The 22,138-nt window shown below is 39.7% G+C and carries 29 protein-coding genes; 6 read left to right on the plus strand and 23 right to left on the minus strand.

Features of this window, described 5'->3' with window-relative positions; genetic code table 11:
* Window positions 1-15: 15 nt before the first annotated feature.
* From A9G10_RS03580 to A9G10_RS03635, 12 genes are all read right to left on the minus strand, one after another.
* Window positions 16-273 (minus strand): putative phage tail assembly chaperone, encoded by a 258-nt coding sequence (locus A9G10_RS03580; RefSeq protein WP_065558312.1) that lies wholly within the window; start codon window positions 271-273, stop codon window positions 16-18.
* A gap of 128 nt (window positions 274-401) precedes the next feature.
* Window positions 402-749 (minus strand): hypothetical protein, encoded by a 348-nt coding sequence (locus A9G10_RS12750; RefSeq protein ID WP_065558313.1) that lies wholly within the window; start codon window positions 747-749, stop codon window positions 402-404.
* On the minus strand, window positions 742-1,101 hold the full coding sequence (locus A9G10_RS03590) for a D-Ala-D-Ala carboxypeptidase family metallohydrolase (protein WP_065558314.1): 360 nt from the start codon (window positions 1,099-1,101) through the stop codon (window positions 742-744). The genes A9G10_RS12750 and A9G10_RS03590 overlap by 8 nt, the downstream gene beginning before the upstream one ends.
* Entirely contained in the window at window positions 1,098-1,385 is a 288-nt protein-coding gene (locus A9G10_RS03595) for a hypothetical protein (RefSeq protein ID WP_065558315.1), read from the minus strand. Before A9G10_RS03595 ends, A9G10_RS03590 begins: the two co-directional genes overlap by 4 nt.
* A gap of 17 nt (window positions 1,386-1,402) precedes the next feature.
* On the minus strand, window positions 1,403-1,861 hold the full coding sequence (locus A9G10_RS03600; protein WP_065558316.1) for a phage protein: 459 nt from the start codon (window positions 1,859-1,861) through the stop codon (window positions 1,403-1,405).
* Between the two features lie 13 nt (window positions 1,862-1,874).
* Entirely contained in the window at window positions 1,875-2,987 is a 1,113-nt protein-coding gene (locus tag A9G10_RS03605) for a DUF2586 domain-containing protein (protein ID WP_065558317.1), read from the minus strand.
* A 7-nt stretch (window positions 2,988-2,994) separates the two neighbouring features.
* On the minus strand, window positions 2,995-3,702 hold the full coding sequence (locus A9G10_RS03610; protein WP_065558318.1) for a hypothetical protein: 708 nt from the start codon (window positions 3,700-3,702) through the stop codon (window positions 2,995-2,997).
* A complete protein-coding gene (locus A9G10_RS03615) occupies window positions 3,692-4,168 on the minus strand; it encodes a phage tail protein (protein ID WP_065558319.1) in 477 nt (158 codons plus the stop codon). The genes A9G10_RS03610 and A9G10_RS03615 overlap by 11 nt, the downstream gene beginning before the upstream one ends.
* Complete coding sequence (locus tag A9G10_RS03620; RefSeq protein ID WP_081299004.1) at window positions 4,165-4,617, minus strand: head completion/stabilization protein; 453 nt, start codon at window positions 4,615-4,617, stop codon at window positions 4,165-4,167. Before A9G10_RS03620 ends, A9G10_RS03615 begins: the two co-directional genes overlap by 4 nt.
* Before the next feature lie 92 nt (window positions 4,618-4,709).
* Window positions 4,710-5,414: a phage terminase small subunit gene (gene gpM / locus A9G10_RS03625; RefSeq protein WP_065558321.1), complete on the minus strand. Its 705-nt coding sequence runs from the start codon at window positions 5,412-5,414 to the stop codon at window positions 4,710-4,712.
* Window positions 5,415-5,468: 54 nt separating this feature from the next.
* On the minus strand, window positions 5,469-6,458 hold the full coding sequence (locus A9G10_RS03630) for a phage major capsid protein, P2 family (protein WP_065558322.1): 990 nt from the start codon (window positions 6,456-6,458) through the stop codon (window positions 5,469-5,471).
* A 27-nt stretch (window positions 6,459-6,485) separates the two neighbouring features.
* Window positions 6,486-7,376: a GPO family capsid scaffolding protein gene (locus tag A9G10_RS03635; RefSeq protein WP_065558323.1), complete on the minus strand. Its 891-nt coding sequence runs from the start codon at window positions 7,374-7,376 to the stop codon at window positions 6,486-6,488.
* A gap of 144 nt (window positions 7,377-7,520) precedes the next feature.
* Between A9G10_RS03635 and A9G10_RS03640 the strand changes: the two genes are divergently transcribed.
* Genes A9G10_RS03640 through A9G10_RS03650 form a run of 3 tightly spaced genes read left to right on the plus strand, consistent with a single transcriptional unit; the run spans window position 7,521 to window position 10,655 of the window.
* Window positions 7,521-9,314, plus strand: a complete 1,794-nt coding sequence (locus tag A9G10_RS03640; protein WP_065558324.1) for a terminase large subunit domain-containing protein — start codon at window positions 7,521-7,523, stop codon at window positions 9,312-9,314.
* Window positions 9,296-10,354, plus strand: a complete 1,059-nt coding sequence (locus A9G10_RS03645; protein WP_065558325.1) for a phage portal protein — start codon at window positions 9,296-9,298, stop codon at window positions 10,352-10,354. The genes A9G10_RS03640 and A9G10_RS03645 overlap by 19 nt, the downstream gene beginning before the upstream one ends.
* Window positions 10,355-10,397: 43 nt before the next feature.
* Entirely contained in the window at window positions 10,398-10,655 is a 258-nt protein-coding gene (locus A9G10_RS03650; RefSeq protein ID WP_065558326.1) for an ogr/Delta-like zinc finger family protein, read from the plus strand.
* Here the strand turns inward: A9G10_RS03650 and A9G10_RS03655 are convergent.
* The 11 genes from A9G10_RS03655 to A9G10_RS03715 form a co-directional block, all read right to left on the minus strand.
* Window positions 10,642-10,824, minus strand: coding sequence for a hypothetical protein (locus tag A9G10_RS03655; protein ID WP_065558327.1), 183 nt, complete (start codon window positions 10,822-10,824; stop codon window positions 10,642-10,644). The genes A9G10_RS03650 and A9G10_RS03655 overlap by 14 nt on opposite strands.
* A gap of 362 nt (window positions 10,825-11,186) precedes the next feature.
* Window positions 11,187-11,381 carry a hypothetical protein gene (locus A9G10_RS03660; protein ID WP_065558328.1) on the minus strand — a complete coding sequence of 65 codons (195 nt, stop codon included), beginning with the start codon at window positions 11,379-11,381 and terminating at the stop codon, window positions 11,187-11,189.
* Window positions 11,382-11,711: 330 nt separating this feature from the next.
* The gene (locus A9G10_RS03665) at window positions 11,712-12,488 is read right to left on the minus strand and encodes a protein kinase domain-containing protein (protein ID WP_065558329.1); all 777 of its coding nucleotides are present in this window, start codon (window positions 12,486-12,488) and stop codon (window positions 11,712-11,714) included.
* Window positions 12,489-12,499: 11 nt separating this feature from the next.
* Entirely contained in the window at window positions 12,500-14,860 is a 2,361-nt protein-coding gene (locus A9G10_RS03670) for a replication endonuclease (protein ID WP_065558330.1), read from the minus strand.
* A gap of 1 nt (window position 14,861) precedes the next feature.
* On the minus strand, window positions 14,862-15,812 hold the full coding sequence (gene dcm / locus A9G10_RS03675) for a DNA (cytosine-5-)-methyltransferase (protein ID WP_065558331.1): 951 nt from the start codon (window positions 15,810-15,812) through the stop codon (window positions 14,862-14,864).
* A 12-nt stretch (window positions 15,813-15,824) separates the two neighbouring features.
* On the minus strand, window positions 15,825-16,652 hold the full coding sequence (locus A9G10_RS03680) for a DNA adenine methylase (protein WP_065558332.1): 828 nt from the start codon (window positions 16,650-16,652) through the stop codon (window positions 15,825-15,827).
* A gap of 17 nt (window positions 16,653-16,669) precedes the next feature.
* Complete coding sequence (locus A9G10_RS03685; RefSeq protein ID WP_065558333.1) at window positions 16,670-17,479, minus strand: DNA adenine methylase; 810 nt, start codon at window positions 17,477-17,479, stop codon at window positions 16,670-16,672.
* Between the two features lie 7 nt (window positions 17,480-17,486).
* On the minus strand, window positions 17,487-17,798 hold the full coding sequence (locus A9G10_RS03690; RefSeq protein ID WP_065558334.1) for a hypothetical protein: 312 nt from the start codon (window positions 17,796-17,798) through the stop codon (window positions 17,487-17,489).
* A gap of 82 nt (window positions 17,799-17,880) precedes the next feature.
* Window positions 17,881-18,093: a TraR/DksA C4-type zinc finger protein gene (locus A9G10_RS03695; RefSeq protein WP_065558335.1), complete on the minus strand. Its 213-nt coding sequence runs from the start codon at window positions 18,091-18,093 to the stop codon at window positions 17,881-17,883.
* 1 nt (window position 18,094) lies between these two features.
* A complete protein-coding gene (locus A9G10_RS03700) occupies window positions 18,095-18,325 on the minus strand; it encodes a DUF2732 family protein (RefSeq protein WP_065558336.1) in 231 nt (76 codons plus the stop codon).
* Window positions 18,326-19,173: 848 nt separating this feature from the next.
* Window positions 19,174-19,419 (minus strand): hypothetical protein, encoded by a 246-nt coding sequence (locus tag A9G10_RS03715; RefSeq protein ID WP_065558339.1) that lies wholly within the window; start codon window positions 19,417-19,419, stop codon window positions 19,174-19,176.
* A gap of 135 nt (window positions 19,420-19,554) precedes the next feature.
* Here A9G10_RS03715 and A9G10_RS03720 point away from each other — a divergent pair, with 135 nt between their 5' ends.
* The 3 genes from A9G10_RS03720 to A9G10_RS03730 are packed head-to-tail and all read left to right on the plus strand — an operon-like array spanning window position 19,555 to window position 21,515.
* Window positions 19,555-19,920, plus strand: coding sequence for a helix-turn-helix domain-containing protein (locus A9G10_RS03720; protein ID WP_065558340.1), 366 nt, complete (start codon window positions 19,555-19,557; stop codon window positions 19,918-19,920).
* A gap of 3 nt (window positions 19,921-19,923) precedes the next feature.
* Window positions 19,924-20,511 (plus strand): PH domain-containing protein, encoded by a 588-nt coding sequence (locus A9G10_RS03725; RefSeq protein WP_218837326.1) that lies wholly within the window; start codon window positions 19,924-19,926, stop codon window positions 20,509-20,511.
* Window positions 20,508-21,515: a phage integrase gene (locus A9G10_RS03730; protein WP_143425944.1), complete on the plus strand. Its 1,008-nt coding sequence runs from the start codon at window positions 20,508-20,510 to the stop codon at window positions 21,513-21,515. The genes A9G10_RS03725 and A9G10_RS03730 overlap by 4 nt, the downstream gene beginning before the upstream one ends.
* The last annotated feature ends 623 nt before the right edge of the window (window positions 21,516-22,138 follow it).

Raw genomic sequence — 22,138 nt, forward strand, 5'->3', positions numbered from 1 at the left:
TACTAACTCGCCTGTTTAGTTTTTTATCTCAATTTCCAAATCGGGAACAAATTGTTTAATAATTTTCTCAATAATTTGTAATGCCGCGCCGACGTGTTTTTCTAGGATCTCGTTTAACTTTTCTTTATCGTCTGCGACGACAGTACGACGTAAAAAATTAGTTGCTGGAGCGATTTTGTCGTTCATCGTAATATCATTGATATACGAGTTATAAGCGAGCTTTGTCGGCTCGAATGTAATATCTGTGCCATTAATTGTTAATGTGATTTTCATGTTCTACCTCGATTATTGTTTCAATTAAAATGTTGTGTCTGAGTGCGCAGTCAATATAAATGCCGCGCCATTCAATTAATGCGTTTTGTATTGCCGATGCTGTGTTATTTTCGATACGCGGCAATGTTTCAACGCATTTCGTTAACGTGTTTTGCTGATAAAATATTCTCGTATTCTGCTGTTTGTTGATTGAACAGCTCGACAAAATCAGAACTAATGCAATTGCTATTAGTAGCATCGCCAGCGGCCTGCGGTTTTTTGTGATTTTGTCTTTCATATGTTTTAACCTGTTGTAATTTTATTTCCAGCTCGTGCGATTTATTGTTAATAACTAATTGATGTCGGTTTGTTTCACGATTCAGCTGATTTATCTGTTTTAACAATTTGCTATCATGTTGTAATGACGCAAAATAAACACCAGATCCGAAAACCATTAATACAAAAATTCCAACAATGACCAGCCGGCTTTTATTCATTTGAACCCCAGCGCGCCTTAATTGCTCTGAGGTCAATGTGGGTAAATGTTTTGTAGCGACCAATGCCGAATTTATCCGGGTATTTGGTTTCCAAATAATCAGCCACAGATTTAGGATTAACGCGTTTGACGCTGATGTCAGCCGCATTACCTAAAATATGTTGGCTGTGCCGCGTTCCGCCCACGGATTGATTATGCTGTGGACAGCGGCAACCGCTGTTAATGTAGACTGGGGTGTTAAAATGAATCCGCACGTCCTCCAGCACATCAATCAATTTCGGATTGATATCATCACGGCCGCAACCGCATTTACACGCAAATTCTGAAAGTTTAAAGTGTTGTGACAAATTCATTTATTATCCTCTTTCTTCTTATCTATATAGGTGATAACAACCCATTCAATTAATGAATGCCCTAAAATACCTAACAACGCCGCGGCTCCAACAACAACCAATTGCGGCGCATTGGGGTGGGGGATCATGATTAGTCCGGCAATCAGCGAGGAGCCGGTACCAAGCAAAGACCTGCCAACAACTTTTCGCCACGTGATCGCCTCGTCTCCTGCTAACAATTTAGCTATGCCGAGCATAAATCCGACCAGACCAATTTTGACTAGTAACGATTCATCATCTGTCATTGTAAAAACCTAGTTATCTAGTTATTTAATAAATTGCGTGTATCTGTTGCTGATAGATACGGTACTCCGTTAATGCTGACAAAATCGGGTGATGTCACCATATAATCGATAGTATGCGTAGTTTCATCGTCACTGGATTTATCAGCATTGAGCAGATCCGAAATTTTCAACTTACATCCAAACGCTTCGATCCTTTGCTCCTCATCCCCGGTATTGGCATAGAACATAAAATCAGCCTCTGGCATATCACGAAATGATCCGGCCGCTTTGGCAATATCGATTAATTTATTAAAATATTTGCTGGTCAACGTAATTGCGCCCTCGGCTGACACCGACCCAGCTATATGCCCGTCGGGCACACCGTTGGTTGTAGCTGTGGCGCTGTTATCAGTGATAGTTAACGTCACGCTTTTAACTTGTATTAATTCACCGCCAAAATTGACGTCAAATGATTTTCCCGAAATTCTCGAACCCATTTTTTACTCCTGATTACTGATCTAATGATGAATCTAACATCAGACTAATAGTTATTTGCATTGGAATATCACGCGTGCGCACTACGACGTAAATATCGACAATTTTTTGTGATTGCCACGTGATAACGATATCGCCGTCTCGCGGTTTTTTGACCTCGCCCGGAAACTCAATACCATTGATCTGCGTAGTAATAGACATTTCACGCAGTGGTTTAGCAAAATATTGCTGGTGAACAGCGATTGAATTAGCTGAACTGTTAAATGACGCATCCGCAACTTTAGCGATAGCTAATAATCGGATTTTTCGTGCGACTTTATCGATAACGCGTACGGTTTCGGCTGATTGATAATCGCCGCCCTCAACATCTAACGTGCGATCATCTGCCCAATAAATGCCGTCATAGTCTGGGTACCACATCGGCACGCTATAACGATTTGCGTTCAGTGTTTGTAATGTTGCCAATGGCAGTTCGATACCCGCCGCATCAACGGGCAGGGTATCACGACCTAAATTACTGACTGCACCCGTTTTAACCCGTGCCAACGCGTCGGCAACAGTCACAGAACGATTACATGATCGCCCAGCGTTAACAAACGGCTCATTGCCCCAAATCATCGGTACTAATGTGATAGCATATTCTGCGATACCGCTTTGCAACGTAGCTAATCTTGACTCATATTTAGCCCATGTTTCATTGGATTGTAGCCCCTCAACACCTAAAATAAAACGTACCCAGCGGCCATATTTGGCAATGAGGTTTTTACGGAGTGTGATAGCTTTGTTGATTTCAGCCTTGCTGTTGATGTTTTCAGCATAAACGACAGCTTCAAACGATCCGATTTGCTGAGCCTTCATAACAGCGTCTGTCCAGTCCTGACCGTCATTGAGTATTGCAATACTGGCAAACCAATTCTGGCCGGCATTTTCTAATGCTGCTAATACGCCTTTTTTTAGTGCGCTATCATCATTACCCAATACACTGTTGAAATCAGTTTGCGCATTGACTGAAATAATTTGCCCCTTGTTTTTGCTAGCATTGCCGACAAACAAAAAGCGGCGCTCCACTTCGTCCGTTTCGCCCTGTAGTAGATTTAATTGGTTAATTGTAATTGTTGGCCAAGTCATTTAATTTTTACCTCTTCATGTTTTGGGCTTTTACATCCCAGCCAAAGCTAATATTTTTAAGTTGTCGTTCTAATATTTTGGAAAATTCGTTATCAGTTATACCCATAAACGCACGGCTAGGGATTTTTACTGACCAAAATTGCTTAACTAGCTCATCGACCATTCTTTTTATTACTACGCCTGCCTGTGCCTTTGAATAATTTTCACGAAGCCACTTAACCGATGATTTAACTTCTTTTCCTTTTCTTGAGTGCGTATGTCCTAGCTCTCTTAATTTTTTAATTTGTTGTTTTGTAATCGAACCTTTTTTTTTGCTATTAGATTGCTTTTTAAACTGTTTAGCATTTTGTCGAATTGTTCGCCCATTTTGTTGCACATCAGCAACTACGCCTATAGGGATGCTTTTATCCGACGTGCTTTTATAATGTCCCTTAAAATAGAGTTTCACCGCTTCAATCGCCGGCATTTCTCTAACTACTATATGTTTAGCTATTTTTTTCAAAAGTGGGCTTTTACGCTTGCCTTTCCTTTCTTTAAAACCAGAACCATTAAAGTCTTTCTGTTCTTTAATATTCCTTTTTATTGCCGGAATCATGCCCAGCTTTGCTATACGCCACAAAAGACGTTGTTTTTTATGTTTCTGCATCTCCAGCTTTTTAATGGCGGCTTGCAACTCTTTTAATTGAACTTTATTTAGTTCGCCGCTAATTCGCATTGATATTTACCTGTTCTGGGTGCATCCAAATACTAGTCTCACCTAATCGGTAACGCTTGCCTCGATGAGGTATTGACCCGTTTTCATGCTCAATTAACGTAATGTTTTCGAATAGTGGCACTGAAATCATTAGATACGCCGTTTGTTCGTCGTTTTCTGATACATCTATATCTGGATTGACATTATTAAATTGTTCGTCATCACTGTTTTTGCTTTCTAACCAGCACATAACTAATGCAAATACTAAACACGGGTCATAAACTCGGTACGGGAATTCGTCAAACGTTATTACGGCATCGTATCTCAGTTTTGCGCATAAAAGTTGCTCTGTTGGCTGTTTTGTTACCAATTTAAATACCCGATCGATTTCCAGATTGCCCATGAACGAACCAAATTTTTGCCCACGATATAACGCAGGAGGCAGGTTACCCTTTAAAAATGTGGTTAACTCATTAATTAAACTCATATTATCGCAATCCCACAGCGTCGTAGACCCAATAATTTACGAATTTCTCGTGTGCTTTCCGCGAGCAATGCAGCCTGCATTTCTTTTTGGCTTTCGCCGAGTTTGTCATCTCGACTAGCAATACTGACAAATTCACCGACCAAATCGGCTTTAGCCCTTGCAAAAACAGCTTTTTTATAAATAATCACTGTTGATGATATGTCATCAACGCTGACTACTCCGCATTTTGATGCTGTATTAACTCCGTTAGATATTTGTGTTTTTTTGTATTGTTCTAGCGTCAAATTGATCTCAACAACTGCCGACACAACCGCATCACGTAATAACCGAGCGTTAATGTTTGGTGACATGGCCCGTTCAACTTGAAATTCAGATAAATCTAAATCAGGCCAAAAACCGTCATTTTTAATAATGACTTTTTGTTGTGAAAAATCTTGTCCACTAAACATAAATACCTCTAAAAAAGCGCCCGTACACAGATTTTGAATTTCGCAAATGCTGGATCCGCATCTGCTGGGCGCTGGTGGTTGTGTGTAGTCTGTTATTTTGTTAATGCATTAATTCGTTGCTCAATGTTCCCTAGCATAGTTTTTACACCAACTTTGCTGTAAATTTCATGCGCCTGTGTCAATAGTTCTTGCGCTTGTTTTAACGTGTCGACATTATCAATCGCAGTGGCTTTTGGCGTGCCGTTTTCATCGCGTAATAGATATAAACCAGCAAATTTGTACCATTCGGCCTTATCCGATTCATATAATCGCCACTTGTTTTTTACAAGTTCAAACACTCGACTAAAATACGGCTCGATTGAGTGACCATTGGCGGCCGTGGTTTCGACCCACTCAAATACAGCCCTAGCCACAAAACCCGGTAGTTTCATGCTCCACGCCGTCGGCGTGTCCTGATTTTGCTCTATTGCAATTTCTGCCCAATCGAGACCCTGATCGAACTGCTGAGTATCAAACAGCCAAATTATGCACCAAACAAAAATTGGGTTAGGGTAGATACGCTCTTCTTGCAAATAACGCTCGGCTTTTGGTAACCATTTGGGCAATACAACGTTTAATTTGTATTCATTACGCTCTGCCATGTTATTACCAAAGGTGCGCAGGTATTTGATATCCCGCTCCAACTCAGCATTAACAATATGCAGACTCTCTTTAGAATCAACTAAAATGGCCGTTTCTTGGTTGATTTGAGCTATTTTTTCCCGATGTTGTTGAAATGGTGATAAAACAACTGTCATAAACTTACCCTTTATTGAGCCGCTAGCTCACAACCAGCGGCAATACAAATTAAACTAAACAAATGAAATTGCGCTTTCATCAATAGCGACATACAATTCCGGCACTTCCAATGCATAACCTTCGTTGCGCCAATATTTGTTTTCGAACTGTTTGCGATCTTGCACATCTTCAGCCGCACGGCGTCGAGAGCCTTTTTGCGTGTAAATATGAAGATTTTTAAGTGTGGTTGCCACAATTCGTTTACCCGGCATAAATGGCGGAACAAAGGCTTTTTTACCTGCGATAATTGTATCAAGTTGCGCCGCAGCTAGATTTTCAGTTGGCGTGTCGGCTTTGCTATATAAGCGGAACTGTTCACGCGCAAGCAGATCACTACCAACTAATATCACGATATTTGGATCGTTGCGGCACTCAACGGGTAGATGATTGACAAGATCCGAGGCCATGGCATCCAATGTTTCATATGTTCCACCAACACCTAAAGTGACACCGCCGGTTAAAACCTGAGATCCGTTATTCCACTCCTTAGCGATTTGATGCCAACCTTTGTTAACATCTTCACCATTTGGATACTGGTCGGGATCGGAAGTGTTTGCAACACTGACACCATTAAAGCCAATGCGGAGCATATCCAGGGCGAACTGCTTATCGATGAAACTCTGCATCATGCGAAAAAATTCACCTTCACCGCCCGAATTAGCCCAGACACTTAACGTTGCCCAATCTAATGCCGCACATGAGTCGGTTTCGCTTAATTCGTAAGTGTTACCATCTACGCCCAATTTTCTGATAAATCGACCGCCTGACTTTCTTCCCGTCAATAATTGAGAAGTGCCCGTAACAACAACCTGCCCTTTCAGTTGATCAACGTCAAAACACGTTATCATTTTTAAAAACTCGGTGCTGTGTAAAATAGCCTCACGAAGTCGTGTATCCATCGGATCAGATAACGAAAACTGCTTAGTAATATCCATGACGCCGGCTTGCTTAGCTAGTGCCGTGCAATATTTTTGTATTAACTGTTCTGCTTTTTGATTTAACATATGTTTTATCTCATAGTTTATTAGTGCTTAGTGCAAATCAATGCTAAATGTTTGTGAACTAATACCCGGTTTTTGACTCACTGGGGTTTTCATCAATGCATTAAATTTATCTGTTAGTGCTTTGTGCTCTGCTTTGAGTTGCGCCATTTCTTTTTTAATTCGTGAAAACTCAGCATTGTCGGCCGCGGCTTCGGTTGCTTCTTTAGCGTCTTCAATGTTATCGATTGCCTGCTCAGCCTTGCCTTGAATTTCTTCGGCTGTTGCTTGTGCTGCTTCGGCGTTACCATTTTCAAGCTGTTCAATCAGTGTCTTATTTTGTTCTTGGAGTTCTGCAATTGCGCTCTTGGCTTCTTCAAGCTCGGCAAGTAGCGCATCAATTTCGTCTTGTGTCATGCTAAAATTCTCTCTTTTAGTGAGTTTTGATAAATTAATTTTTTTGCTTTGTAAGCAATTATTTTTTTCAGAATTAAATAGTAAAACTGGCTCTGCTCGAAAACCCTGTTTATTAGCTGAAAAAGCAAGTCGTGAAGTGCCAGCGCTTGCTGGCTGGTCGGTTGCAGCTAGCCCGACAAGGTAAAAATCACCGTCTTCGGGGAAATCCGGTAAAATTTCAATCGATGAATAGATTTTTTGCTCTTGTTCATTCATTGATTGAAGAATAGCGTTAGCACGTAAACGAGCCATCAGCCTTAGCTTCCCTTTTTTTTCCTCTAACTTTAATTCTTCAACCGTGCCCAAGTTGGCAGAAAATTGCCGCCAGAATGGATCTTCATGCTCACACCAAACTAAAGCCTGATATAATTCTGCACTATAATTTTTCACAACGCTTTCGAGCCATTCCCGTTTGATTTCTCGACCGTCAATGGTTTTACCCTCCTGCGCGATGCATAACCAATCACTAATTTTTATTTCTGCCATATTTTTAACTTGGTTGAATTGATTTAATCGATGTGTGTATGTTAACGATTAATAATTGAATTTTCACCAGATGTGATTCGGATATAAAGCCTTTTCCGAAAAGGTTTTGATGAGTGTTTTACGTGATTGTTAGACAATAGTCACATGAGATACAATCCCGAATTAATAAAAGCGGCGCAAGCGCTTTATTTACAACGCCATACGCCGAAAGAGATAGCTAAATCGTTGCATTTAAAAAATGTGAGGATCGTTTACTATTGGGCAGAAAAATACAAATGGTCATTACTGCTGAGTGAAGAATCGGTAGAAGATGCTATCAATCGTCGGTTAGCGCTATTAGTCGCTCGTGATAACAAGACCGAGATTGAATTAAAAGAAATTGATAATTTAATTATTCAGCACGTTAAATTAATCAATGCGCGAGCTAAGAATCAACTAAAATCTGAACTAACGCCGGTTGCGGATGCTGTAAAAACAAGTACAGGCGATAGCAACAATTTACAACAACTGAATGACAAACCCGGCAGAAAACCGCGTAAAAAGCGAAAAAATGACGTTTCCGGCATTACGAAAGAAGATTTTGATAATGTTGCAAAAACGTTGCTATATCCCCACCAGTTATATGTTAGAGAGCATAAAACGGCATCACGTTATCGATTTATCTTAAAAAGTAGGCAGATCGGATTTACCTTCTATTTTGCTTTTGAGGCGTTTGAAGATGCTGTATTAACGGGAAATAATCAGATATTTGTATCATCGTCTAAAGCGCAAGCCCGCGTATTTGCAATGTACATTAAACGTATTGCAGATGAGTTTTTCGGGGTTGAAATAAAGGGCGGCGATTTTATCACACTGAGCAACCACGCCAATTTGATTTTATGTGCCAATAACGTAAGCACAGCACAAAGCTATAGCGGTAATGTTTATTTTGATGAAGTTTTTTGGATGTCAAAATTCATTGAACTTTATACCGGTGCAAAAGCTATGGCAACGCTGGGCGATTTTAGAATAACGTTATTTTCAACACCTAGCACCAAAGATCACCCTTGTTACAAATTATGGTCGGGCGAGGAATGGAAAGACGGATCACCTAAACGCAAAAATATTGACTTTCCGGCCGATGAAACGCTACGAATGAACGGTACCATTTGCCCGGATAAATTCTGGCGGCTGTTGATCACAATGGAAGATGCTATCAATCTCGGTTTTGATAAAGTCGATATCGACGACCTGAAAGAATCGAATAGTATTCAAGCGTTCAAGATTTTATATTGTTGTAAATTTGCCGAAAGCGGAAAGGGGGTATTTGACTTCGAAAAATTGCAAAAATGCATAACCGACGCTAGTGCGTGGCAAGATCTGGACTTAAAGGCAGATCGACCATTTGGAAATCGTGAGGTATGGGCAGGTTTTGATCCCAGCCGAACGAGGGATAATGCCACGTTTGTATTAGTGGCACCGCCATTACATCCCGACGAAAAATTTAGAATATTAGCAATTTATCAATGGCGAGGCATGAATTTTAAATACATGGCCAACGAGATAAAGAAGATTAAATCAAAATTCAACATCACGTATATTGGCATAGATATAACTGGAATCGGCTATGGTGTTTATGAGCATATTAAAGAGTTTGCTCGCCGTGAAGTGCGAGACATTCACTATAACGTCAACATAAAAAATCAATTGGTATTAAAAATGGTTGACGTCGTAGAAGAGGGGCGGATCGAGTGGGACGAGGAGCAAAAAAACCTAATCACGGCGTTTATGTCAATTGAGCAACAAACTACGGCCAAATCAAATCAGATCACATATGCCGCTAGTCGAACAGAATTGACAGGACACGCAGACGAATTTTTTGCAATCGCGCACGCTGTGTTTAACGAGCCATTGAACAACACAAAAAAACGACAATCAAAATGGGTACTACAAAAATGATTAATCCTTTTAAACGAAAAAAAACTAAAACAACTCGAATGAGTTCAATATCATTTGAACGGCCAGAAACAGTATTAACCGACCTCACTTATTATTATGGCGCTCGCAACGAATATGAAAGAGATTGTTATATTCTACCCGTTGATCGGCTAGCGTTGTCACAATTACCCAATATTAACGCTCAGCACGGCGGAATAGTACAGGCACGGCGCAACATGTTATTGAGCACTTACAAAAGCGGTGGTTTAAACAACATGCAAGCAATGGGAGCATTTTTAGATTTAATCATTTTTGGTGATTGTTATTTATTAAAACTGCGTAACGTGTTCGGTAATGTAGTCGGATTAATGCCGTTAATGTCACTATATTTAAGGGCACAAAAAAACCAGGATGAAAACGAGATCACCGGCTGGGTTTTTCCCAACAAAAACGAAACTGTTATCTATTCAGTTGACGACGTAATACAGGTGAAAATACCAGATACTCAGCAGCACGTATACGGGCTACCAGATTACCTTGGTGGTGTTAATAGTGCAATGTTGAACAGTGAATCAACTATGTTTCGCCGTCGTTATTATAATAATGGTGCACACATGGGCTACATTTTTTACGTTAATGATCCAAATATTTCTGATGAAGTCGAAAACGAAATAAAAGAACGGATCGAAAACTCAAAAGGGGTAGGTAATTTCAAAAATATGTTTGTAAGCATTCCGGAGGGTAACCCTGACGGTATAAAACTAATACCCGTCGGCGATCTAAACTCGGCCAAAGACGAATTTGCCAATATCAAAAACATTTCAGCACAGGATCTATTGAACGCACATCGATTCCCTGCCGGTCTATCCGGGGTAATTCCTGCCAACGGGTCGAATACTGGCGATGTAACTAAATTGCGAAAAAACTATATGGCCACAGAAACCAAAGTTTTGCAAGATTTAATCCGTGATTCAGTGAACAACGATCAGGACATCATTAATTCACCATTTTCCAATCGATTACTATTTGATTTTGAAGTAATTATTCCGCAAACTGATTAAAATCTGTTATAATTGGCTCGTGTAGAACTTCCCGGGGAATAACATGAGCCGAACACCTTTACTATTTTGCCCAGAATGCGGACAACGCGCAGTGATCACAAAAACCGCACGCACTCATAAACTGTTAAACTATCAATATTGTTCGTGTTCTGATCCTGAATGCGGCCTGACGTTTAGAATAAAATCGGAATTTGATCGGGTTTTAAGTCCTAGCGCGCGTGGATTGGGGCGGATAAATACCTATTTGGCCAGCCGTGATATTAGCCCACAACTGGCATTGGACATGGTTAATCCGAGTTGATCGAGTTAGGTTTATGTTCAGTGTTTTTTTGTATTTTTAACAGAGATTCATGCAGCAAACACAATCCAATCTGAACGTCACGTTGAGATAATTCGGCATCAATCATCAACCTACTGATAAATTCTGCACGTTCTAATTTAATTTGATTTTTTAGTTCAATATCACCCATTTGAGTAGCTCCTAATGAAAATTAATATACTGTAATTAAATACAGTATATTAATTTAAAACGAAAATTTCAAGAAAAAATTTTATTATGTTATTGATTTTTATATAAAACTATTTAGCGGTTTTAATCAGACGATAAATTCACCTATTAGAGAAGGTTTAATTTTAGATTTAACAGAGGATGAAGCTGAAAAAATTACTAAGAAGCAGTTATAAAGAATTAAGGCTCAACCAAGAGCCTTAAGGGGTACAGTGTACCACCACTGATACCCGATCACCGTATAGAAAGTGAGTTACCTAACGTATTTTGATGATAAATGAATTTTCCCTGATAAGCAAGAGCATCGACCACCTAATATTTATTTTATTCTGTTTTTTCAATCACTGCATGCAATAAATCCGCTATACAGCAAATCATAACCATAAAATCGGCAGGGGTTGAATGTGCGTTTATGCAAGCGCGGGCGATTGTCTCGGCCTGTTCGATTTTTGCGAATTGATTTAAATGAATAACAACATTTTCTGATGTGTCAACGGGTGTAATTTGTGAGATTTTCATGATTAAATTCCTGTAAAAAAGTTTAATCACCTAAAGAGTTTCCACGCTCTGGAGGTGAACCAAGCAGGTGTGGAAACTGGCTTACAGGAAGACCAGCCAACCTTACGGCTGACCCACTCAGCCCACCATTGAAAAGATGTGACTAAGTTTAACGCATAAAAATACCGCTTAAGCGGTTGCGCTCCTGTAAAAATTCAGATTTCCACGTCTGACGCTAGATTTTGCTAACGTATTTTTAATATATATCGATTTTAGTTTTATTGTCAACATGTGTATTTTTCCTAAACGGTATAGACGCCTGAACAGTTTTTACAAACTGTGTTTTTGGTTTTATAAATATCTACTCAACTCTATGAGTTTGCTTACTTCTTGCTTAAACTCAAATATGCTTTTAAATCTTGCGGCAGCATCAAATGCTGTTGCTTTTTGTATAATCATATCTGCTATGTTATTACTATCACCATTTATTGTGTTTAAATATTTAAATACTTTCCCAACTGAATAAATCTCCGTTTGTTCATTTGCTATATTGCCTTTTTTAAATTCTGGTGCTTCATATTCTTTATAAATTGAATAGCAATGATGTATAGGAATAACCCAAGAACTCGGCTCGGATAGTTTTACCTCTTTTTCTGAAACAAATATGTTTTGAGGTCCTACATTTTGATGAAACAAGCCATATTCATGACAATGTAATAAAGCAGATAATATGCTATAAATGATTCGGTAACGTTCAAACATTGGAATGTAGTTAATTGCTCTTTCTTCTAATGAAACGCAATCAAAGTAATCAGCATCTAATCCTATATAATCAAAGTTCATCATATCAGAAAATACATTGATTTCGTTTATAGTTAAAATGTTAGTATGTTGACTGACTTCTTTTATTTTAAAACGATCAAAATCATTGAGTATTTTTTGTAATGTGATATTAGGAGTATCTGCAAAATTGAAAAATCTAACAATTTTATTTTTTTTAGATTTACGATCATATGTAAACAAAGTTACATCGTCGCCACCTCTTGACAATTCTCTTCTTAATATATAACGCCTGGTTAATGTATTTTTAAATCTTCTTAAAAATTCCTTTGAATCTCTATTTTTCATCATTCCACCTATTAAAAACTGGTCAAAATATTTGGGTTTTTAAGCCAATCGCTAAATTTAATATTTTTCTTTTCTAGGGTTTGGAAAATTTTATCTAACATATCATTTGATGATCTCTGTTCTGTTGTTGGTTTGATTATATTTTCCGGCTCATACATTTTTTTAATAAATTCATCTTGTAATCTGGTTTTTAATAAAGTTTCAGCCGCCAGTATTTTTGAGTTATCTAAAACCTCATTAAATAATTCTGGATATATTAGCTTAATTTTTTTACCAAATATCTGTTTGATGTTTTTACGTTTTATAAGCATACTTTCATTTGTTGATGAAAAATTAGGTAAATTTATATCAATCAATCTATTTCCAAGCCATTTGAAGAGTATATTTTCATTAAAACTGATTAAACTTCCAGCAAGCAAACCATCTATATGCCAATTATCAAATAAAATATTCCTTTTTTTGAGTTCTTTTTTGATTTTTAGACGCTGATCGTCCGTTGGTGATTTTTCAACCTCCGTACAGTTATTGACAGAACTCCGAGGGGCGCTGTCGCGCCTATTTTTTTGTACGATCAACCATTTAATCAGCCGTGTACAAACAAATGAGACGGCGCCAATAATAGGTGAGTAGACCCCCCGAATTTTTTTGACGTCCTCCTCAAATTGGTTTTGTTCCGATTCGTACGACAATCTAACGCGCAGTTCGCGGCGTTTAACTGTTGCGCCCCCCTGTAGTTCGGTGTATGCTGCCCAGTCCCCAGCATCTGCTGCCGCCAGAACAGGATCAATTTCGGGACTATCAATTTTTTGACTGCCGAGCCTGCGTAATTCACGCCAAACCGTCACTGGCGCACCGCCGATTTGTTGAAATTGGCGAATCCCCCAACGGCTCGCCCAGGCAGAAACATTTCTGGCCATATCCCGTAAATTCAACCCGGTTTCGTCGTCGACCTCATCGGACAGTTGGTAACCGTCGATATTTTTTGAAATATATTTAGCGATGTACCCTGTGGCAGACCCCCGCTGTTTATCGATATCAACAAATTTAAATCGATTTTCACGCGCTCCTGGCTCGTCGCCGTCCTCGTCTAGTGCGTATTTCCGCATAATGTCGTGTAACTGTTGTTTGTGTTCCGGGCGCATAAATACCAAAATATGCCAATGTGGGGTGCCGTCGTGATGCGGCTCAGCAACCCGAAAACCAAAAATTTGAATACCACGACGATTGAGGCTGGCACGAATTTTTGCCCAGACGCCACATAAATAACGCTGTGTGTCGCGTGGTGTGACGCCGCTCCAATTGGTAACAAACCCGCCTTGTGCATGTACAGAGTGATATTTTGATGGCGCAGTCAATGTTATAAATGCCCCTTGATAACCGAATTCGTCGGCGATATCCTCAAACCCTCGCATCCTGATCATCAGTTCGCAGCGACGGATCGCCGGGTTGGCGTTCGATTTGTCAACCTGCAAAACCAGCTCGAATTGTTCGCCGGTTTCGGCATTTTCGATACATTGGTTTTTGAGCCATTCTCGATTTTTGCGTTTCTGTTCGCGCCATTCACCAACACAGGTGCGACTGGCGTATGGACTGGCTAACCGTTGAACCTGCCCAGCGGCGATCGCCAAATGTTCACGCTGGAATGCCCAGCGGCGGCGGAGCTGATTTTTCCACCAGTTACCGTCTGACAATTTAGCGAGCGCTATAACAATTTGGTGCCCTGTAATCTGATTTTTTTTGTATTCAGTGTAATAGGGGGCGGTGATTTTTAACGCAGACAACTGCTCCAGGGCAAATCGATAGAGAGGCAACTCGTCAACGGTTGAATCGGCCGATGTCAATTTAAATTCGTCAGTATCCAGATATTGCAACACCAAATTATGAAAATAATCACCAATTTTTTGACTGAGCGTGTCAACGTCGGATTTGTCTAACGTTGGCAGGGACGACAATTGCCTGTAAAACGTCTGAGCAATTAAACTACCCCCCGCGCTAAACGTATACTGCGCCTGCACGCGCGTACAACGGGTTAATCCGCACGTCCGTAAATAGGTGTTGGCAGCATTGGATCCGCGTTTTTGGTATAGTTCCCCGTATTTACGAGCAAAATAACTACCGACAAATTGCGGTGTATCACTAAAAAATGGGTGAAAATAGCTATACTCATGCGGAATTTGTTCCCACAGCGGGCGCTCAATAATTGACAGGTCAGCCGGCGCCCGACGCTCAGTGTTACGCGGCGATTTGGGTTGAATAAATTTTTTTGGCAAAAATTGCCCGACGCGATCGTAAAAATCACGAACAACAACAGACAGGGCAAATCGCGCCCTATCGCTGATTGGTGGTAATCGCTGAATGATTGAGGTGGTCATGTTATTTCATTGATCTGAGGATGTATGCAATAACATCAACTGTCCAGCCGTTGCCCAACATTTTATAGCGTTGGGAGTTACTAACCCCCTCGGTAAAATTATCCGGTAATGTCTGAAGTCGTTCGCATTCGACAGGTGTCAGTTTTCTAAATTTTTTGTCGCCCAATTGATAAAAATTACCATTCCAGCTGGCGTATTGACGAGCGGTTAATGTGATAGCCTTTTGCGCATGGTTACAAATGCATGAGTATTTTTTTTGTGCTTGAAAATCGCCGTTTTTACGCCACCATTTTAACCAGGCATCAGAACATAAATGATCGCTAACAATTAACCCCATTTTTTTCCGTTTCAGCATCGATTTTTCATTCTCCTTGAATAATGTGGTTAATATTGTTTGTGATTTGTCGGTTAATGCGTAGCAATCCTCCAACAAAATATCGCGTAAAAAAATACATTTGTCTGCTGGTTGCTCTACATTCCAATTACACCAATACAATCGTTTACGGTTTTGCGCTGATACCAACGCACTATTTATAATGACCGGCTCAACACCAACAATTGACGTAATCACGTTCTCATATTCTTTTTTCATTCGTACGTTCTCGAGTAAAAATCTAACATCAGGATTGAGTGACTGAACATGTGCCAATATTTCAGCAAATCTAAAAAATAGCGCTGAGCGTGCGTCGTCAAATGCCAGTTGTTTACCTGCGAATGAGAGCCCCTGACAGGGAGAGCCGGCCAGAATCAGATCAACCTGAGACCAGTCAATATCCCAACTTTCCCAATTATTTACATCTCCTAAACGAATAATATCGGGATAGTTTTTTTGACTGATCTGGATTGCGTATTTGTCAATTTCGCTAGCATAATATTTAGATACGGGAATATTTGCACGTTCGAGCGCAACACGGCCGCAGCTGATGCCGTCAAATAGTGATAGTACGTTCATGCTCACCCCCCTCTAAACCATATCCGGCGTTAAAACAGCAATAATTTCACGTGCCGATCTGCGGTTGCCGTTGGCTGCAACTGAGCGCGGGGCGTCGATTTCGTAAATTTCAAACTCACTAAAAATGCCTCGTACGACTGGGTTATCGCTATTAGAAACGATCGCCGACGCACCTCGTTGGACAGCGTGGACGAGTAAATCGTGTAATAATTTAGTAACTGGGTAGTTAAATTTGTGAGCGGTGTAACCGGTAAAAATATCGTTTTTGGTACCTGATATATACGGCGGATCACAATAAACAACGTCGCCAAAACCAGCAGATTTAATTATTGTGGTAAAATCCGCCGCCATAATGTCAGTGGGTACGGATATCAATTTATTACTAAATGAGATCAGTTCATCCTGCGGAAAATAGGGGCGTTTATATTTGCCGCTGGGTACGTTGAACTCGCCACGCTGGTTATATCTACAGATTCCATTAAAACAGTGACGATTCAAATAAACGAACGCCGCCGCACGTTCCAACGACGACGGGGGAAATAGCCGGCAATTAAACTGAGTGCGTATCTGATAAAAATCAACGTCGTTATCAAATAATTTTTTGGTAGCGTTAATTAACCTCGTGAGGTCATTTTTCAGCCAAACGTACACATTAATTAAATCGCTGTTTTTATCTGATAACAGATAATTTTTATAATTTGTGTTTACAAACACGTTACCCGCACCAACAAACGGCTCAATCAGCCGTAGAGTGTCTGACACAGGGAGATGAGGTAACAATTGGTCGATAATACGGGACTTCCCCCCGACCCATTTTAAAAATGATTTTTGGACAGTCATCCGTTTTTCCTCTAATTTCAATATTTAATCCAAATGCATTCAGTCCTAATTATTGAGCCACGTTGTGACGCAGCTCGTGCATTAGTGCATTTCCTGTCCCAATCGTTTAGCATGTCGTTATATAACTCGCTGTTGTAACCGGAAATAACAACCCGCCCCTCGACGCGTTTAATTTTGTTTAAAAAAATTTCATGATCAACCAACGTCATCTCGTATTGATATCCCGTGGTAGTTGTTCTGGTTGCGTGCAGGTAGGGCGGATCGCAATAAAATAGGGTTTCTGGGCTGTCGTGCCGATCTAACAATTCGATCGCGGAAATATTTTCAATAATCACCCCCTGTAATCGCTCAACAATTGCCAACAAATTAGCAGGTATTTTTGCCCACGTTGTTGCATCGGTGGTGCCCCCCTTTTTAGTGCCACCAGAAAACCCAGAATTTTTTTGATGTACCCCATTTGAAGAAAACGACATAAACGATCTGATTAATAATTGACTAGCCTGAATTATTTCGTCAGAACTATTGCAATAACAGGCGTTTAGATACTCGTTTCTGTGAAACGGGGTTAACGCGATTAACTGAATTAATTTTTTTGCAGATTGAGGATTGCGTAAAATTTTAAATAAATTAAACACTGAACAATCAATATCGTTATAAACCTCGCGGGCGATTTTATTTTTTCGTAGCAAAACACTACCCGCACCGCCGAACGGCTCAACATAAACAGAATGGTTAGGAAAATTCGAAATTATCCACGGGGCCAGTCTAAATTTACCGCCAAAATACCTCAATAGAGGATGTCGGATTTTTATTTTTTCTACACACATATAATATTTAGCTCCAGATTTGAGGGCAAAAACTCCGTTTGAGTTGTTCTACGCACAATTCGGTTAGCTCGAATTGTTCGTTGTGACTGCGCGGTTCAACTAAACTAAATTCAATAACCACGCGGCCGGTGATAGCGCTGGGATAATGTCGATCCACACGAGCAATCATTGCGGCGTCGCCGTGGGCTAAAATAAAATGTTCTGTTTTTTGTATTTCTGGTAGGACGGGATCATTAACAATAACCGCTGAAATACAACCGCGGGCAATTAGTTCAAATTGAGAATCCGAAACGGTCACGATTTTGTACGAGTTAAACATTGAGTTATCTCCAAAAAAATTTCTATATATGAGTGCTGCGTAACTCAGCCCCGATCTACGTCCAATTGGACGAAAATGACAACTAAACAAAATTTCGCCCTTGTAGTTCCTCCTCGCGTTGGCAGTCAATACACAGACTGCAACCGGGTATTGCACGACGGCGCTCGTCGGGGATAGGCTCCTGACAATTGATGCAGAAACGTGCCGATTCACCGGTGTAAACGTGTTTGTTGCTCAGCGCGGCAGTGGTAAAAATGTCGATCCGTTCCTGAGCAATATCCGCTAAATCAGCCACGTTAAAGTTCCTCCCGCATTTGTTCGCGCATGTATTCCGCCTCGTCACGCAGTAGATCCGCCGCCTCGGACGCACTCAGATCGTCAGAACGAATATGTGCGGCTAACCGTTCCAACTTAGCAGTAAAAACGTCACACAACCCGCGGCGTAAATCACGCTTGGCATCATTTATCGTTACGAACAATTGGCGTGTTAGTTCTGGTGTTTTTGGTGTTTTTGGTGCTGTTGTCATTGTCGATTCTCCCGTTTAAAATCGTCCCGCTCACACAACGCGAACGAATTAATAATTATTTGCAGTTTGTTTAATCCCCGTTTCAATCGGTCGATCTCGTCGTCTGTGAGGGAATCAAAATTTAAATTGAACGTGTACGCGGGTGCGCCGTCTGCGTTGACGTGACTGTATCGAGCGCCAACGTCCGCAGCTAGCAATAACAGCCGTTTTTGATCCGGTGCCAATCGGTTAAACGCGGCACGAGCCAGACTGCGCTTACTGCTCAAAATTTGGTGAAAATCACGTAAAAAATTACGTGGGATATTTGTTTGAGTGTTTGGTATTGGTATTGCGTTCATGTAACCCCCTAAAATGACTAGGATTTAGTGCGCCTAGCCCCGCACTTCTTTTTTGTTCCCCAACAAAAAAAGAACCTGTTATAATTAAATTCCCTAACAAAAAAAGAGGAAATAAAAATGAACAAAGCTGATGCTGAAAATCTAGCTGATTTTATCAGTGCGCTTTCACATCGTTTTCAGCGTGATCTTGATGATGATAATGTTGATTTACCTTTATAAAGGCTTTAATCAATTCATCAGCAAGATGAGATGGATCTAAGTGCAGATTTTCTGCACTTTTTAAAATGCTTTTTTTTATTGCATCGCATTCAAATTTCAATTCATTAGCCCGTTCTATTGATTCATCACCAAACATAAACACCTCATCGAGAAATTAATTTTTTAAATAATTTAATTGTTTGCCCGTTAGTTTTTTCGATCCAACCTGCCGAATTATGTTGATTTACGCGAACGTAGATCACAGTAGGCGTATTAGACGATTTAGGGCTCAAATAGATTGCGTGGCTCATGTTAGCCTCCAAAATTTAGATTGATTTTGATCTTGCTTTCCGATGCCGCTACAGCCGAAATCTCAAACATATTGATCAGGGTGCGGGTGCGGCTCGATTTTTCTGATACCGGTTTTTTTTTGGTTGGGATAAGCCCCTTTTTGATGTGCGTTTTGACCGTTTCGACCGGTAGCCCCGTTAATTCGGAGTATCGATCGACGGTGACAAACGGCGCTGTATTTAAATTGATTGAAATTGCGTTTTGCATAGTGCATTATGTCCTCTTTGGAATTATTGACCTTTATTGACGGTTAAAGTCCATCCGTTATGTTATGTTTTATAGATTATCATCACGTATTGTTAAGTGTCAATAACAATATGTTATTATTTTTGAGGTGATTAAATGGAATATGATTTAAATATTCGAAATGTTATAGAAAGAATAATGATTGCTTATGATGTGAGAACAATTAAAGATGCTGCCGATTTAATGAAAGTTTCTGCCAGCGTTATAGGAAATAGAATACACAGGGAATCTTTCCCTCACGATCTTGTTTTGACATGTATTCTAGACACCGGAGTTAATCCTATATGGCTTTGTACTGGCAATGGAAATCCTGGGATAAATAGGGGAACAGAAGAAAGGGGAGCAATCGAGGTTTCGACCGAGGCATTAGAGAAACTGGAGCGAATTGCAGCACTAAAAAATAGTGGCGCTATTACTGATGACGAATATCAGTTATTAAAGAGTAGTATTTTTAAGAACTAAATAATGAAAGAAATTAAAGGAGCAGTAGAAATGATTGATTATAAAACAGCAACAAAGGCTGAATTACTAGCCGAATTTGAACGATTAAAAAAACTTTCTAATGATGACGGTTTTTTTACAAAAAAAGAATTTTTGCACTTTCCGCAAATCGCAATGCCCGGCGAAGCGCCAATCGCTGTTTCATCGGGAAAAATGGACGGTAAAACATGGTTAATTATTTTAACCAATCATAGGGTAATATTTTTAGATAAAGGAATTTTTTTTGGATTAAAACAAGTTGCGTTAGATTTAAGTCATATCTCATCAGTTGGTGGGGAAACCAAATTTCTATCAGGTGAAATTACAATCGCCGCCGACGGACACACTTACACAGTCGAAAATGTTTCAAAAAAAGGCGTGGTACCATTTACCAACATGGTTAAGCAAGCAATAGAAGAACTAAAACAAAGTAAAGAGCAAAGCACAAACACCCAACAAAATGCCGCTAGTAATGACCCATTTGAGCAATTAGAACGCCTAGCATCATTAAAAGAAAAGGGCATTATCACAGAAGAAGAATTCCAAGCGCAAAAGGCTAAAATTCTGGGATGAGTGTACGTAAAAAATCCGGCGGCAAGTGGCTGTTTGAAAAATATTTAGACGGTGGGCGCAGAATCCGTAAAACATTCGGCACGAAAGGCGAAGCGCTAGCATATGAAAATTATATTGATGAACAAGCAGCGACTAAGCCGTGGATAGCTGAAAAACAAGATCGCCGGCGTATGTCTGATTTGGTTAATACTTGGTACCAGTCCCACGGGCAGACACTAAAAGACGGCGAGCGAGTAAAGAAGATACTTGAGTTTATTTGCCGGTCAACTAATGATCCTTTAGTCAATGATTTCACTACTAGAACATTTACAGATTACCGCAAAAAGCGCATGAACGGCGAAATTTATCGAACTGATTCAGTTAAAACAATATCGTTAAGAACACTTAATCTTGAGTTGGTTTATTTGCGCGCCATGTTTAACGAACTGGCACGCCTTGGCGAATGGAATCAACCCAACCCGATCGGCAATATCAAACAATTTAAAACCGATGAATCAGAAATGGCGTTCTTATCTAATGAACAAATAAAATTATTATTAGATGAATGTGCAAGTAGCAACGTTGCTAATTTGCTATTAATGGTCAAAATTGGGCTGTCAACAGGGGCGCGCTGGTCTGAAATAGCCAATTTAAAGTTAACACAAATACAACCTTATAAAATCACCTACACAAAAACAAAAGGGCGTCGCAATCGTACGGTACCAATTACGAAAAAACTATATAACCAAATTCCCAAACGAAATAATAAGATTTTTAGCGGAACACATGAAAAAGCTTTTAAAAGAGCAATTGAACGGGCGGGGATCGAATTACCTGAGGGGCAATTAACCCACGTACTGCGTCATACCTTTGCCAGCCATTTTATGATGAACGGCGGTAATATTTTAGTATTACAAAAAATACTGGGACATACTGACATTAAAACAACAATGCGTTATGCTCATTTTGCGCCAGATCATCTTGAGGAAGCAACCTCACTAAATCCATTATCAAACATAAAATAAATGGCGGTAAATTGGCGGTAGAGTTGCCCATTATTGACTAATATCGCCTTTTATTGACATTGTAAATTATTGATTTATTTTTAAGTTATTGTTTTTTAATGGTTGGTTTTAGTTTTCAAAATCCGCCGCCCTTAAAAGCGTGTCGGTTCGAGTCCGACCACTGGCACCAATTCAATCCATAAACTCGTTCTTGCTATAACAGTTTTGACAATAAGAGTTCCTGCGATAAATATTTGTAGCTGACTTTGACAGCGCTTTAAAAAATAAGCAAATATTACAAAAATAATTCATTTCATTTGAAAGCAATACGTTCCTAAAAAGTTAATCATACTTTTTAAATACCGTCGACTTTTCCTTATATTCTCTTTTTATATTTTTATTCGCTCGCATAATAAGGAATATCTAGGTGATTTAAATTTTATTTTATCATGCCGATATATCGCTAAACCCACAATGTCAGCTTATATGCGTTTATTAAACGCTGTTATCTGATAACATCGCTTAGATTAAGTCACTAGGCTCTCGTTTTATTTCACTGTGAATAAAATAATGTTGATGTGTTAAAGAATAATAAGCATGCGTTTCATGACAGATAAATATCATTATTGGATATTTATCTGTCA

This window comes from Gilliamella sp. wkB308, assembly GCF_001690185.1.
GTDB lineage: Bacteria > Pseudomonadota > Gammaproteobacteria > Enterobacterales > Orbaceae > Gilliamella > Gilliamella apicola_I.

Coding starts and splice junctions, on each gene's coding strand:
- A9G10_RS03580 (WP_065558312.1), bottom strand. CDS start 273: ATGAAAATCACATTAACAATTAATGGCACAGATATTACATTCGAGCCG.
- A9G10_RS12750 (WP_065558313.1), bottom strand. CDS start 749: ATGAATAAAAGCCGGCTGGTCATTGTTGGAATTTTTGTATTAATGGTT.
- A9G10_RS03590 (WP_065558314.1), bottom strand. CDS start 1,101: ATGAATTTGTCACAACACTTTAAACTTTCAGAATTTGCGTGTAAATGC.
- A9G10_RS03595 (WP_065558315.1), bottom strand. CDS start 1,385: ATGACAGATGATGAATCGTTACTAGTCAAAATTGGTCTGGTCGGATTT.
- A9G10_RS03600 (WP_065558316.1), bottom strand. CDS start 1,861: ATGGGTTCGAGAATTTCGGGAAAATCATTTGACGTCAATTTTGGCGGT.
- A9G10_RS03605 (WP_065558317.1), bottom strand. CDS start 2,987: ATGACTTGGCCAACAATTACAATTAACCAATTAAATCTACTACAGGGC.
- A9G10_RS03610 (WP_065558318.1), bottom strand. CDS start 3,702: ATGCGAATTAGCGGCGAACTAAATAAAGTTCAATTAAAAGAGTTGCAA.
- A9G10_RS03615 (WP_065558319.1), bottom strand. CDS start 4,168: ATGAGTTTAATTAATGAGTTAACCACATTTTTAAAGGGTAACCTGCCT.
- A9G10_RS03620 (WP_081299004.1), bottom strand. CDS start 4,617: ATGTTTAGTGGACAAGATTTTTCACAACAAAAAGTCATTATTAAAAAT.
- gpM (WP_065558321.1), bottom strand. CDS start 5,414: ATGACAGTTGTTTTATCACCATTTCAACAACATCGGGAAAAAATAGCT.
- A9G10_RS03630 (WP_065558322.1), bottom strand. CDS start 6,458: ATGTTAAATCAAAAAGCAGAACAGTTAATACAAAAATATTGCACGGCA.
- A9G10_RS03635 (WP_065558323.1), bottom strand. CDS start 7,376: ATGGCAGAAATAAAAATTAGTGATTGGTTATGCATCGCGCAGGAGGGT.
- A9G10_RS03640 (WP_065558324.1), top strand. CDS start 7,521: ATGAGATACAATCCCGAATTAATAAAAGCGGCGCAAGCGCTTTATTTA.
- A9G10_RS03645 (WP_065558325.1), top strand. CDS start 9,296: ATGGGTACTACAAAAATGATTAATCCTTTTAAACGAAAAAAAACTAAA.
- A9G10_RS03650 (WP_065558326.1), top strand. CDS start 10,398: ATGAGCCGAACACCTTTACTATTTTGCCCAGAATGCGGACAACGCGCA.
- A9G10_RS03655 (WP_065558327.1), bottom strand. CDS start 10,824: ATGGGTGATATTGAACTAAAAAATCAAATTAAATTAGAACGTGCAGAA.
- A9G10_RS03660 (WP_065558328.1), bottom strand. CDS start 11,381: ATGAAAATCTCACAAATTACACCCGTTGACACATCAGAAAATGTTGTT.
- A9G10_RS03665 (WP_065558329.1), bottom strand. CDS start 12,488: ATGAAAAATAGAGATTCAAAGGAATTTTTAAGAAGATTTAAAAATACA.
- A9G10_RS03670 (WP_065558330.1), bottom strand. CDS start 14,860: ATGACCACCTCAATCATTCAGCGATTACCACCAATCAGCGATAGGGCG.
- dcm (WP_065558331.1), bottom strand. CDS start 15,812: ATGAACGTACTATCACTATTTGACGGCATCAGCTGCGGCCGTGTTGCG.
- A9G10_RS03680 (WP_065558332.1), bottom strand. CDS start 16,652: ATGACTGTCCAAAAATCATTTTTAAAATGGGTCGGGGGGAAGTCCCGT.
- A9G10_RS03685 (WP_065558333.1), bottom strand. CDS start 17,479: ATGTGTGTAGAAAAAATAAAAATCCGACATCCTCTATTGAGGTATTTT.
- A9G10_RS03690 (WP_065558334.1), bottom strand. CDS start 17,798: ATGTTTAACTCGTACAAAATCGTGACCGTTTCGGATTCTCAATTTGAA.
- A9G10_RS03700 (WP_065558336.1), bottom strand. CDS start 18,325: ATGACAACAGCACCAAAAACACCAAAAACACCAGAACTAACACGCCAA.
- A9G10_RS03715 (WP_065558339.1), bottom strand. CDS start 19,419: ATGCAAAACGCAATTTCAATCAATTTAAATACAGCGCCGTTTGTCACC.
- A9G10_RS03720 (WP_065558340.1), top strand. CDS start 19,555: ATGGAATATGATTTAAATATTCGAAATGTTATAGAAAGAATAATGATT.
- A9G10_RS03725 (WP_218837326.1), top strand. CDS start 19,924: ATGAAAGAAATTAAAGGAGCAGTAGAAATGATTGATTATAAAACAGCA.
- A9G10_RS03730 (WP_143425944.1), top strand. CDS start 20,508: ATGAGTGTACGTAAAAAATCCGGCGGCAAGTGGCTGTTTGAAAAATAT.